A 12,725-nucleotide genomic window follows, 5' to 3' on the forward strand; every position below is an offset into this window, starting at 1 on the left:
CCCTCAGAGGCTGCCGAGGAGGGCGGCGGTGTCCGACATGCGGTTGGAGAAGCCCCACTCGTTGTCGTACCAGGACATCACGCGGACCAGCCCGCCATCGACCACCTGCGTCTGCGTCGCGTCGAAGGTCGAGGAATGCGGGTTGTGGTTGAAGTCGATGGAGACCAGCGGCGCCGTGTTGTAGCCGAGGATGCCCTTCAGCTCGCCCTCGGCGGCGGCCTTCATCACCTCGTTGACGGCCTCCTTCGTCAGCCCTTCGGTCTTGGCCGGGACGAAGTCCAGGGAGACGAGGGAGACGTTCGGGGTCGGGATGCGGATGGCGGTGCCGTCCAGCTTGCCCTTCAGCTCGGGCAGCACCAGGCCGACGGCCTTGGCCGCGCCGGTCGAGGTCGGAATGGCGGAAACCGCCGCGGCACGGGCGCGGTGCAGATCCTTGTGCAGCGTGTCCACGGTGCGCTGGTCGCCGGTATAGGCGTGGATGGTGACCATGTAGCCGCGCAGGATGCCGAACTTTTCATGCAGCACCTTGGCCACCGGAGCCAGGCAGTTGGTGGTGCAGGAGGCGTTGGAGACGATGACATGATCCTTGGTCAGCGTCTTGTGGTTCACGCCATAGACGATGGTGGCATCGACACCGTCGCCGGGGGCGGAGATCAGCACCTTGCGGGCGCCGGCCTGCAGCAGCTGCGCCGCCGAATCCCGCTTGGTGAAGAGGCCCGTGCATTCCAGCGCCACGTCGACGCCCTGGTACGGCACCTTGGTCGGATCGCGTTCCGCGCTGACCTTGATGGGGCCGTAGACGCGGCCGTTGTGCTTGATGGTGATGGCGTTGCCCTCGACGCCGACCTCGCCGGGGAACACGCCGTGCACGCTGTCGTAGCGGAAGAGGTGGGCATTGGCCTCGACACTGCCGAGGTCATTGATGGCGACAACCTCGACATCGCTGCGACCGCTTTCCACGATGGCGCGCAGCACCAGCCGCCCGATGCGTCCGAAGCCGTTGATCGCGACCTTAACAGCCATGGTGTGTTTCCCTCGTCTCTGTGAAAAGTGGTCTTGAACGCTGCGTTTCAGGCCAGCTTGCGCCGGACTGCCGATACCACCGCCTCGACCGTGATGCCGAAGTGGCGGAAGAGATCGTCCGCGGGTGCCGAGGCGCCGAACCCCGTCATGCCCACAAAGGTTGCGTCCGCGCCCAGCCAGCGCTGCCAGCCGAAGTCCAGCGCGGCCTCGACGCCGATCCGGGGCGCCTCGCCGAGCACGGCGCCACGGTAGCCCTCATCCTGCAACGCGAAAAGCTCCCAGCAGGGCAGGGAGACCACCGCGGTCGGCACCCCCTCGGCCTGCAGCGTCTCGCGCGCGGCCATCGCCAGATGCACCTCGGACCCCGTCGCCACCAGCGTGGCGCGGCGCGGCCCCTCGGCCTCGGCCAGCACATATCCGCCGCGGGCGCAGCGGTTCTCGCCCGCCTCGCCGCGCAGGGCGGGAAGGTTCTGCCGCGACAGCGCCAGCACCGAGGGTCCGTCCGTGCGCTGGATGGCCAGGTCCCAGCACTCCGCCGTCTCCATCGCATCGGCGGGGCGGAAGACGCAGAGGTTCGGGATCGCCCGCAGAGAAGCCAGGGTCTCCACCGGCTGGTGCGTCGGCCCGTCCTCTCCCAGGCCGATGCTGTCATGCGTCAGCACGTGGATGACGCGGGTACGCATCAGGGCGGCGAGGCGCAACGCGGGCCGCAGGTAATCGGCGAAGACCAGGAAGGTTCCGCCATAGGGGATGACCCCGCCATGCAGCGCCATGCCGTTCATCGCCGCGGCCATGCCGTGCTCGCGGATGCCCCAATGGATGTAGCGGCCGCCCAGATTGTCCGGCGACAGGACCGGCACACCCTTGACGTTGGTGTTGTTGGAGCCGGTGAGATCGGCCGAGCCGCCGATCATCTCCGGAATGGCCGGCACCAGCACCTCCAGGGTCTTCTGGCTCGACACACGGGTGGCCGCCTTCGGCTTCTCCTCGGCGATGCGCTGGCGGAAGGCCGCGCTGGCCTCGTGCCAGCCTTCCGGCAGCCGGCCGGCCATGGCCCGCTCGAACTCGGCCTTCTGCTGATGGTTGGCCAGCCGCTTCAGCCAGGACCGGCGGGTGCCGGCGGAGCGCCGCCCCGCCGCTTCCCAGGCGGACTTGATATCGGCCGGGATCTCGAAGGGCGGGCTGCTCCAGCCCAGGGCCTCCTTGGCGGCGGCGGCCTCCGCGCTGCCGAGGGCGGCGCCATGACTGCCCGCCGTGCCCGCCTTGGTGGGGGCGGAGAAGCCGATGATGGTGCGGCAGGCGATGATGGTGGGCTTGCGGCTGCGCGTCGCGGCCTCGAGCGCCTTCTCGACGGCAGCGGCGTCGTGTCCATCGACGCGCCGCACCGCCCAGCCATAGGCCTGGAAGCGCTTCAGCACATCCTCCGAGGAGGCCATGCGGACATCGCCGTCGATGCAGATGCCGTTATCGTCCCAGAGCACCGTCAGCTTGGAGAGCCTGAAGTGGCCCGCGATGGCGGCGGCCTCGTGGCTGATGCCCTCCATCAGGCATCCGTCGCCCGCGATCACCCAGGTCCGGTGGTCCACGAGGCTGCGGCCGAACCGGACGGCGAGGTGCCGCTCCGCCAGCGCCATGCCCACCGCATTGGTCAGGCCCTGGCCCAGCGGCCCGGTGGTGGTCTCGATGGCGGGGTGCTCGCCATATTCCGGATGGCCCGCGGCCACGGAATGCAGCTGGCGGAACCGCTTCAGATCCTCGATGCCCATGCCGGCATGGCCGGACAGGTGCAGCCAGGCATAGAGCAGCATGGAGCCATGCCCGGCGGACAGCACGAAGCGGTCCCGGTCCGGCCAGGTCGGATCGGCGGCGTCATACTTCAGGAACTTGCTGAACAGGACCGTCGCCGCGTCCGCCATGCCCAGAGGCATGCCGGGATGGCCGGACTTGGCCTGTTCCACGGCATCGATCGCCAGCACCCGGATGGCGTCCGCCATGCGCCGCGTCTCGGTGCATGGCAGTGCCAGGATGCGGTCCTGCGCCGCCAGAGCGGGGTTGCCGGAGGGATCGGGGAGGGGAGCGATACTGGCCAAGGTGGAGAACCTCTCTGGCATCGGACGGCTATAAGGCTGAGATTACGGCGCGGCAACCCGCTGGCACCGCCCCGTCCCAGCTCCGCCAGTCCGGCTGATTCGTCGGGGTTGCGGCTGCCCATAGCCCGGCGAGGCCCACCCGGCCAGCCTTCCTCTCGCATGCCTGCCGCCGGCGCGCGGAACTTCCCGAGCCGGGCGTTGCGAGCCGGCGGCGAAGTTGCCACCTTCCTCCACCATGAAGCTGCCCTTTCCCGTGACGCGCCATAAGCCGGGCTTCCGCGAGACCGCTCTCTTCAGGCCGGCCTGCGTGGTGCTGGTCGCGGACCCCGCCTTGCCGGAGGCCGCCATCCTGGCCGCCAATCTGGCCGCCGGAGGCTTCGAGGGGCGCATCCACGCCATCGGCATCGAGGCGCCGGGCCTGCTCGCGGCGCCGGACATCGAATCCCTGCCCGAGGTTCCCGACCTGGCCGTGATCTGCCTCCCCCCCGAGGCGCAGCGGGAGGCCATGGCGAGCCTGGCCCGGCTGGGCTGCTTCGCCGCCGTCATTCCGGTCGCCTCGCCCGACCTCGCCGAACTCTGCGAGGCGACGGGCATGCGGGCGCTGGGCGGCCATAGCTTCGGCCTCTGTCTCCCCTCGATCGGGCTGAACGCCAGCCTGTCCCACCTGCCGCCCCGTCCCGGACGCCTGGCGCTGCTCTGCCAGTCCTCGGCCATGGCGCGCGCCATCATCGACTGGGCGGACGGGGAGGAGCTGGGTTTCTCCCATATCGTCGGCATCGGCACGAACCAGGGCCTCGGCTTCGCGCTCTCGCTCGACTGGCTGGCTCGGGACCCGGAGGCCGGCGCGGTGCTGCTGGATCTCCGCCGCATCAAGAACCGCAGGATGTTCATCTCCGCCGCGCGCGCCACGGCGCGGACCCGGCCCGTCGTCGCCATCCGGCCCGGCGGCCGGCAGTCCGATGCGAGCGGGACGGCGGATGCCGTCATGGAGGCGGCGCTGCGCCGCGCCGGCGTCCTGCGCGTCTCCGGGCTGGAGGACCTGCTGTCCGCGGCGGAGACGCTGGCGCGCCTTCGCTCGGTCGTGCGGCGCGGCAAGGATGCGCTGCCCGGCAACCGCATCGCCATCGTGGCCAATGGCCAGGGACCGGCGCAGCTGGCCGCGGACGACGCCCTCCGGGGCGGAGCCCGGCTCGCCGAATGGACGGAGAGCGATGCCGCCGCCCTTCGCCTGGCGCTGCCCAGCGCCAGTTCCGGCAATCCCCTGTTGCTGCCCCCGGAGGACAGTCACCGCCTCGGCGAGGCAGCGAGCCTGGTGGCGGCGCTGCAGGGCGTGGACTCGGTGGTGGCCATCCACGCCCCAGCACCCCTGCAGGATGGCGAGATCACCGCCGGACTGCTGGCGGCCGCCTGCAAGGCGACGCGGGGCGCGCCGATCCTGGTGTCCTGGCTCGGCCGGGCCGGTGCCGATGTGGCCCAGCAGCGCCTCGGGCAGCAGGGTATCGCCGTCTTTCCGACGCCCGAGGCCGCGATCCGCGGCGCCCTGCATCTTGCGACGGACCGCCGCAACCGCGCCGCGGCCGCCGAGCTGCCACCGCGCGAGGTCCTCGAGGTGGTGCCGGACCGCCAGGCCGCACGGTCGCTGATCGAGCGGATGCGAAGCGACGGCCGGCTGGACTTCAACGAGGCCCAGGCGCTGAGCCTGCTGAGCGCCTATGGCATTCCGGTCATCCCCGGAAAGGCGGTGGCCAGCGTCGAGGAGGCCGTCGAGGCGGCCATGCGCATGGGCTTTCCCGTGGTGCTGAAGGCGCTCTCCCCGGATCTGCCGCGCAAGACCGAGGTGGGCGGCGTGGTCCTTGGCATCAAGGACGTGTCGAGCCTCCGGCAGGCCGCGGCCGGCATGCTGCGGAACATCCGCGCGCAGCGGCCCGATGCGCGGCTGGATGGCTTCCTGGTGCAGCGCCAGGCCATGAGCGGGCGCCGGCGCAGCCACGAGTTGCGGATCCGGCTGGGCGATGACGCCATGTTCGGCCCCTTCATCGGCTACGGCCGTGGCGGCACCGCCTCGGATTTCGAGCCTGACGTGGCCTTCGATCTGCCGCCGCTCAACCGGACCCTGGCGCTGGCGCAGATCCGGCGCACCCGGAGCGTCCGCCTGCTGGAAGGCTTCCGCGACCATGCCTCCGTCGATCTGGCAGCGGTGGCCGATACGCTGGTGCGGGTTTCCCAGATGGCCATCGATTTCCCGGAGATCGAGGGACTGATCATCAACCCCCTGCTGGCCGGGGATGAGGGCATCCTGGCGCTGGACGCCTCAGGGCGGCTGCGCGCACCGGGCGTGGTCTCGCAACTGGCCGTGCCACCCTATCCGGCCGAGCTGTCACGCCCCTGGACCGCGCGGGACGGGCGCCAGGTGGTCATCCGGCCGATCCGCCCGGAGGACGCGGCCGCCCATGCGGAAGCCTTCCGCAACCTCGCCCCCGAGGATGTCCGCTGGCGCTTCTTCAGCCAGTTGAAGGAGCTGCCCGCCGCGCAGATCGCCCGCATGACGCAGATCGACTACGATCGTGAAATGGCCTTCGTGGCGGTGGAAACGCCTGAGGGCGGCGTTCCGCGTACGGTCGGCGTCGCGCGCCTGATCCGCGAGCCCGGTCTGCGCCAGGGCGAGTTCGCGGTTGTCACCCTGCCGGCCTGGAAAGGGCAGGGACTTGGCCGGCAGTTGATGGAACGGCTGATGGAATGGGCGCGCGACCATGCCCTGGAACGCATCGTCGGGCAGGTGTTGGTGGACAATCAGCCGATGCTCGGCTTCGTGCGCGCCCTCGGCTTCACCCTGCGCCGATCCGCAGAGGATGAGGAGGTCATGGATGCGATCCTTGACCTCCGCCCGTCCTAGCGCGGGCCGCTTTCCCGGATCAGGTCCCGCACGCGGCTGGCCGCCGCGGGCCCCTTCAGCGCGTTGCGCCAGGCAGACTCGGCGACCCGCTGATGCACCGAGACCGCTTCATCCGCCGCCGTGATGGTGCCGACACCGATCGCCGCGCTGGAGGTCACATCCGCGGCGAAGGGGCTGGTGCAGACATGCGCCCGGTCGCGGCCCCGCAGGACCATGAAGCCACCCGCGGGTTCCATGGACAGTAGGCCGAGCTGCAGGCCGATCGGCACGCTTTCCATCAGGGAGGCAATGCTCTCCACCTCGGTCCGCGCGGCGAGGCGGCAGCGGGTCCGCGTGCGTTCCGACACGGCCATCCCCGCCGCGACGCCCTCGGCGAGGAAGCGCCTGATCGCCCCTTCGGACAACATGGAGATGATATTCGCGCGGCGCGACTGGTGCAGCTTCTTGCGCGCGGCGAGCAGGCCCATGGCCTGATCCGCGGCGGCCCTGGCCGCCACCCGCTCGGAGGAGCCGTCAGCGGCTTCCGCCCAGGCCTCGGCGAGGGCGCCATCGAAGGCTTCCGTCGTCGTCTGATAGCAGAAGGCGCCGCCGACCTGCAGGATCTGGTCGGACTGCTCCTCCACCTGGCGCAGCCGCTCCTGGAAGGCGATCGGTCGGGAGAAATATTCGACGCCGATGCCCAGCAGGGAGAGCGGCGAGATCTTCAGCAGCTCCGCCAACCGGCGGATGGTGTCGAGCTTGATGACCTCGCCTTTTTCATAGCGATAGAGCGCGGCGCGTGACACGCCGAGCCGCGCCGCGATTTCCTCCGCGCGTAGGCCTGATTCCAGGCGGTAGGCCCGCAACTGCTGGCCGATATCGGCGAATCGCATGGCACCTCTTGTCGATATCAACCGTGACGAATCTTTCGCAGAGCGAGAATCTCGCCCGGCGGCTTTGTTTCCGAAAATGCGTGGAGACGCGCCACAAGGCAATCAAAGAATTGCCAGAATTGGTCCAGACTCTCATCCCGAGAGCGAGAGCGGTTAAAATTCCTCTCCCGCACCGCGCCCGGACCGTCTTAGTCGTTGACCTTGTGCTGGGCGAGCCGTTCCAGCGCCTGCACCAGCCCTGAATGATCCCAGTCCTCGCCGCCGGCCGCCGCGCAGGCGGAGAAAAGTTGCTGGGTGGAGGCCGTGTTCGGCAGCGCGACGCCCAGCGCCCGCGCCGATTGCAGGGCCAGGTTCAGATCCTTCTGATGCAGGCGGATGCGGAAGCCCGGATCGAAGCTGCGCGTGATCATCCGTTCACCGTGCAGTTCCAGGATGCGGGATGTGGCAAGGCCGCCCATCAACGCCTGCCGGACCTTCGCCGGATCCGCGCCCGCCTTGCTGGCGAAGACCAGGGCCTCGGCCACGGCCTCGATGGTCAGCGCCACAACAATCTGGTTGGCGACCTTGCAGGTCTGCCCGGCGCCGTTCTCCGTACCCACCAGGGTGATGTTCTTTCCCATCGCCTGGAACAGCGGCAAGGCCTTGTCGAAGGCCTGCTGCGGACCGCCCACCATGATGGTGAGCGAGGCCTGCCGGGCCCCCACCTCGCCACCGGAAACCGGCGCGTCGAGATACTCGCAGCCGGCGGCGTTGATCTTGCGGGCGAAGGTCTTGGTGTCGGTCGGGCTGATCGAACTCATGTCGATCACCAGCTTGCCGGCGGAGAGTCCCTCGGCCACGCCATCCTGCCCGAACAGCACCGCCTCGACATCCGGCGTGTCCGGCACCATCAGGATGATCGCCTCGGCCTCGCGGGCCGCCGCAGCCGGGCTCGGCACGACCGTCGCGGCCTCCCGGATCTCAGCGGCAAGGCTCTTGCGATCGGGAACGACGAGGTCGTGGCCAGCCTGCTTCAGGTGCAGCGCCATGGGCCGCCCCATGATGCCGAGGCCGATGAAACCGATTTTCATGATGGGAACTCCTCCGCGTTACGATTGGGATGTCCGTGGCGGCGCCCGGCGCGTCAGCGCGGGCGGTAGGGCGCGAACCAGGACAGTCCTTCCAGGGTGTCGCCCCGGGGCCGGTATTCGCAGCCGATCCAGCCGCGATAGCCGAGCGCGTCGATGCGCTCAAAGACGTAGGGCCAGTTGACCTCGCCGGTGCCCGGCTCGTTCCGCCCGGGCACGTCGGCCACCTGCATATGCGCGATGAGCGGAAGGTGCTTCTCCACGCGCCTGACGATGTCGCCCTCGGTAATCTGGCAATGATAGAGATCGAACTGCAGGCCGATGCGATCCGGCCCCAGGCTGCCGATGATCGCGGCGGCCTGATTAGTGTCGCGCAGGAAGAAGCCTGGAATATCCCTCTGGTTGATGGGCTCGATCACGGGCTTCACCCCCGCCTTGGCGCATTCCTCCGCCGCCCAGTGCAGGTTCACGGCATAGCTGGCCGCCATGGCTTCCCGGGATACGCCCTCCGGCACGAGGCCGGCCATGACGTGCAGGCGGGGGCAGGACAGCGCCGCGGCATAGTCCAGGGCCTTCCGGATCGCGTCGCGGAATTCCGCTTCCCGGCCGGGAATGGCGGCCATCCCGCGCTCACCGCCCTGCCAATCGCCCGGCGGCGCGTTGAAGAGCACCTGGCGGAGGCCATTGTCCTGAAGCCTGCGCGCGATCTCGGCGGCCGGAAAATCATAGGGAAAGAGAAACTCGACCGCCTCGAAGCCGGCCCGACGCGCCGCTTCGAACCGTTCGAGGAACGGCAGCTCCTGGAACATCATGGAGAGGTTGGCGGCGAAGCGTGGCATGCGGCGGGACCTCGGCTGGTCACCCGCCCGGGCGGGTGCGTTCCTCAGGCGGGCCACGCTAGTCGGCCTGTCGCCGAGTGCAAGCCCCCGGACCCCCATGCGTTCAGGAGGGCGCTGGCAGAACCGCTGCAGGTCGGGCAGATTTCCCGCATGTCCCTTTCATCCTCGCCGGACCAGCACGGCCTCAAGCCCGCCCGCCTGCTTGGGTTGGCGGCACTCCTGACTCTGCTCGGGGGGTGCCTGATGGTCCTGAGGCCATTCGTCTCGGCCCTGCTCTGGGCGGCGATCCTGGCCTTCTGCACCTGGCCCGCCTATCGGACCCTGCGGGACAGGCTGCATCTGCGGCCCTCGCTGGCCGCCCTGGTCATGGTGACGATCGAGATGCTGCTCCTGGGCCTGCCGATCCTTTTCGCCGCGCCGATCCGCGCCGAGGACGTGGAGAGCCTTCGTCAGGCGATCGACGGCTTCATCGCCAGCGGCCTGCCCAGCCTCGGCGGCAAGCTGGCGCAGATCCCGATCATCGGCGAGTTCCTGGGACGGCAGTGGGACTCCCTGCAACTCGACTTCACCCCGCTCACCAATCTGCTCCAGCCCTATGCCGGCGTCATCGCGCAGCAGGCACTCGGCCTCCTGCTGGCGGTGCTGTCGGGCCTCGCGGAGCTGGTCCTGGCAATCCTGCTCTCCTTTTTCTTCTACCGGGACGGCCCGCGCATGGCCGCCGGGCTGGAGGCGGTGATCGTCCGCATGGCCGGTGCCCAGGCGCGACGCCTGGTGCAGCTCACCGCCAATGTCACGATCGGCGTGGTCTACGGGCTGCTGGGCACGGCGGTGGCGCAGGGCGTGCTCACCGGCTTCGGGCTCTGGATTTCCGGCGTGCCGCAGCCGGTGCTGCTCGGCGTGGTGGCGGGGCTCATCTCCATCCTGCCGATCGGCGCGCCGGTCGTCTGGTTGCCGGCCGCGCTGTGGCTGTTCAGCCAGGGCTCGACCGGCTGGGGCCTCTTCCTGCTGATCTACGGCGCGGGTGGCATCAGCAGCGTGGACAATGTCATCCGACCCTGGCTGATCAGCCGCGGCGCCGACCTGCCGCTGCTTCTCACCATCCTCGGTGCACTGGGGGGCATCTTCGCCTTCGGCTTCCTCGGGTTGTTCCTCGGGCCGGTGCTGCTCGCGGTGGGCTTCACCCTTCTGCGCGACTGGGCGGAGGAGGAGCCGCAGACGCTGCGTTGACGCGCCTGTGTCTTGTCTCTCCGAGGCGGCGTACCGAACTGTCGCTTCATGATCGATCCGAAAATCCTTCTCGAGCAATTCCTGGGCGCCGGCCGATCCGGCAGACAGGCGAACCCCTCGAACCCTCGGGCCGGCGGCGGCGATTTCGGCAGTCTGATCGACGCCGCGCGTGCCGCCCTGGGTGGCGGCGGACCGCAGGCTCCGCAAGGACAGTCGGCCCCGGGACAGGCCTTCCCCGGACAGGGTGGCCCGCCCTCCGCGCGAGGCGGCTCGGGCTTTCCGGGCGCGGGTTTTGGCGGTGGTGGCCTCGGAGGCGCCGCCATGGGCGGGCTGCTCGGCATGCTCCTGGGCCGGGGCCGACGGGGTCGCTCCGGCGGCCTGCTGGCCACGCTGGGCCCGATGGTGCTCGGTGCCCTGGCCAGCCGTGCCTTTCAGGCCTGGCAGCAGGGCCGGGCGGCGCAATCCTCCACGCCCCTGGCGCCACAGCAACTGGCTGAGGTGGATCCCCGCTTCCTGCCCTCCGCGGCCCCCGCCACCGATGGCCAGCCTTTCGAGTTCGCGGTCATCCGCGCCATGGTCGCAGCCGCCAAGGCGGATGGGCATCTGGACGAGCAGGAGCGCGCGCAGATCCTGGGCCAGATGTCGGAAGGCGGCATGGATGTCGAGGCCCAGCAGTTCCTCGCCGAGCTGATGGCATCCGACCTGAGCCCAGCCACCGTCGCAAAGGCGGCCGGCAGCGAGGAGCAGGCATCACAGCTCTACGTGGCCTCGCGCATCGTCGTCGATGCCGAATCGCCTCAGGAGCGCGCTTATCTGGACGCGTTAGCGGTGGCCTTGAGGCTTCCCCCGGACTTGGCCGCGCATCTCGATCATCAGGTGACGGTCACGCTGCAAGGCTAGCCACGCGGCGCCGTGGGTCATCGGCCCACGGCGTAGCCCTGCATGCCACGAGGGTTCGCCCCCGCGAAGATCTGTCCGTCCGGCTCGCGCCGCACGGCGGACAGCCGTCCTTCCGACCATTCCCCGCCCATCTCGGCCAGATGGCCCCGCGCCTTCAGATCCTTCAGCACCGCGGCATCGAAGCGCCCTTCCAGCACCACCTTCCCGGGGCGGGCGACGCGCGGCCAGAAGCTCGACGGCCAGTGCTCGGTATGGAAGGAGGGGGCGTCGATCGCCTGCTGGATCGTGAGGCCGTGGTCGATCATGCGGGTGAGCATGATAGGCTGCCATTGATCCTGCTGCTCGCCGCCCGGTGTGCCGAAGGCCATCCAGGGCCGCCCGTCGCGCAGGGCCATGCCGGGTGAGAGCGTGGTCCGGGGCCGCTTGCCCGGCCTCAATCCGTTCGGCAGGCTTTCGTCGAGCCAGAACATCTGCCCCCGCGTTCCCAGGCAGCAGCCGAGCTCCGGGATAGCGGGAGACGATTGCAGCCAGCCGCCGGAGGGCGTGGCGGACACCATATTGCCCCAGCGATCGATGACATCGACATGGCAGGTGTCCGCGCCGCTGACGCCGAGGCGCGACACCGTGGGCTCGCCGACGCCGGCAACCTCGGAGAGCTTCTGCGCGCGCCGGGCCGCGTCATGGTCCACCCAGGCCCGGTGCCCCGGGATGCCGCCCGGCCGGAGCTCCAGGGAGGCCTGCCGGCCGATCAGGCCGCGGCGGCGCTGGCTGTACGGTTCCGACAGGAGCTCCGCCATCGGCACGTCCGTGAAGTCGGGGTCGCCGTAGTAGGCTTCCCGATCGGCGAAGCCGAGCTTCATGGCCTCGACAACCGTATGGACATACTCCACCCCCAGGGGGTCCATTCCCGCCAGGTCGAAGCCCGCCAGGATGGCCAGGGTCTGCAGCATGGCGGGCCCCTGGCTCCAGGGGCCGCATTTGAGCACGGTAACGCCGCGATAGTCATAGGCCAGCGGCGCTTCCACCGGCGCACGCCAGCGTGCCATGTCCTGGCCGGTGAGAAGCCCGGCATGGCGGCGGCCGGAGGCGTCCAGCACCTCCGTCCGGCGGCAGAAGGCGTCAATGGCCTCGGCGACGAAGCCCTGGTACCAGGCGCGTCGCGCCGCCTCGATCTGCGCGACGCGGTCGCCGCCGGCGGCTTCCGCCTCCCGCACCACGCGCCGGTACGTCTCGGCCAGCGTGGGGTTGCGCCAGAGCTGGCCGGCGCGCGGCCCGCCGTCCCGTAGCCACAGGGCGGCGGAGGTTGGCCATTCCTGCTCGAACAGGGGCCGCACGCTCTCGACCGTCGCGGCGATGCGGGGCACGTAATGGATGCCGCGCTCGGCGTAGCCGATGGCGAATTCCAGCACGTCGCCCAGCTTCCAGCTGCCCCAACTCTGCAGCATGGTCGCCCAGGCATCGAAGGCGCCGGGAACCATGGCGGGCAGAAGGCCGGTTCCGGGGATCAGGTCGAGTCCCAGCTCGCCCTTCACCCTGGCGACGCTGAGGGCCTCCGGCGCCGGCCCCTGGCCGCAGATCACGGATTGCCGCCCCGATGCGGCGTCATGGACGATGATCGGACAGTCTCCGAGGGGGCCGTTCAGATGCGGCTCGGCGATCTGAAGGGTGAAGCCCGCCGCCGCCGCGGCGTCGAAGGCATTGCCGCCGCGTTCCAGAACCGCCATCGCCACCTGGCTGGCGATCCAGTGCGTGCTGCCGACAGCGCCGAACGTGGCGGCGATCTCCGGGCGGGTTGTGAACATTCTGCTGCTCCT

9 protein-coding genes are annotated in these 12,725 nt (G+C 69.9%); 3 read left to right on the plus strand and 6 right to left on the minus strand.

Going from position 1 to position 12,725, the window contains the following annotated elements; translation table 11 throughout:
* Positions 1-3: 3 nt before the first annotated feature.
* Both gap and tkt read right to left on the minus strand, forming a co-directional pair.
* On the minus strand, positions 4-1,023 hold the full coding sequence (gene gap / locus ACF3NH_RS15580; RefSeq protein WP_198367801.1) for a type I glyceraldehyde-3-phosphate dehydrogenase: 1,020 nt from the start codon (positions 1,021-1,023) through the stop codon (positions 4-6).
* A 47-nt stretch (positions 1,024-1,070) separates the two neighbouring features.
* Positions 1,071-3,134 (minus strand): transketolase, encoded by a 2,064-nt coding sequence (gene tkt / locus ACF3NH_RS15585; RefSeq protein ID WP_422923997.1) that lies wholly within the window; start codon positions 3,132-3,134, stop codon positions 1,071-1,073.
* A gap of 196 nt (positions 3,135-3,330) precedes the next feature.
* Between tkt and ACF3NH_RS15590 the strand changes: the two genes are divergently transcribed.
* Positions 3,331-6,006, plus strand: coding sequence for a bifunctional acetate--CoA ligase family protein/GNAT family N-acetyltransferase (locus ACF3NH_RS15590; RefSeq protein ID WP_422923999.1), 2,676 nt, complete (start codon positions 3,331-3,333; stop codon positions 6,004-6,006).
* On the opposite strand, the gene ACF3NH_RS15595 is transcribed toward ACF3NH_RS15590, so the two are convergent.
* The 3 genes from ACF3NH_RS15595 to otnI all read right to left on the minus strand — a co-directional run bounded on the left by ACF3NH_RS15595 (position 6,003) and on the right by otnI (position 8,784).
* The gene (locus tag ACF3NH_RS15595) at positions 6,003-6,878 is read right to left on the minus strand and encodes a helix-turn-helix domain-containing protein (RefSeq protein WP_198367803.1); all 876 of its coding nucleotides are present in this window, start codon (positions 6,876-6,878) and stop codon (positions 6,003-6,005) included. The two genes, ACF3NH_RS15590 and ACF3NH_RS15595, sit on opposite strands and share 4 nt — an antisense overlap.
* Positions 6,879-7,066: 188 nt before the next feature.
* Positions 7,067-7,948 carry a 2-hydroxy-3-oxopropionate reductase gene (locus tag ACF3NH_RS15600; RefSeq protein WP_422924001.1) on the minus strand — a complete coding sequence of 294 codons (882 nt, stop codon included), beginning with the start codon at positions 7,946-7,948 and terminating at the stop codon, positions 7,067-7,069.
* Positions 7,949-8,001: 53 nt separating this feature from the next.
* Positions 8,002-8,784, minus strand: coding sequence for a 2-oxo-tetronate isomerase (gene otnI, locus ACF3NH_RS15605; RefSeq protein ID WP_422924003.1), 783 nt, complete (start codon positions 8,782-8,784; stop codon positions 8,002-8,004).
* A gap of 150 nt (positions 8,785-8,934) precedes the next feature.
* On the opposite strand from otnI, the gene ACF3NH_RS15610 reads away from it, so the two are divergent.
* Both ACF3NH_RS15610 and ACF3NH_RS15615 read left to right on the plus strand, forming a co-directional pair.
* Complete coding sequence (locus ACF3NH_RS15610) at positions 8,935-10,011, plus strand: AI-2E family transporter (RefSeq protein WP_422924005.1); 1,077 nt, start codon at positions 8,935-8,937, stop codon at positions 10,009-10,011.
* A 177-nt stretch (positions 10,012-10,188) separates the two neighbouring features.
* On the plus strand, positions 10,189-10,911 hold the full coding sequence (locus ACF3NH_RS15615) for a tellurite resistance TerB family protein (protein ID WP_422924811.1): 723 nt from the start codon (positions 10,189-10,191) through the stop codon (positions 10,909-10,911).
* A 17-nt stretch (positions 10,912-10,928) separates the two neighbouring features.
* Here ACF3NH_RS15615 and ACF3NH_RS15620 read toward each other — a convergent pair whose 3' ends face one another.
* Positions 10,929-12,713 carry a gamma-glutamyltransferase family protein gene (locus ACF3NH_RS15620; protein ID WP_422924007.1) on the minus strand — a complete coding sequence of 595 codons (1,785 nt, stop codon included), beginning with the start codon at positions 12,711-12,713 and terminating at the stop codon, positions 10,929-10,931.
* Positions 12,714-12,725: the final 12 nt, after the last annotated feature.

The organism is Pseudoroseomonas sp. WGS1072, from assembly GCF_049340465.1.
In the GTDB taxonomy this organism is placed as follows: domain Bacteria; phylum Pseudomonadota; class Alphaproteobacteria; order Acetobacterales; family Acetobacteraceae; genus Pseudoroseomonas.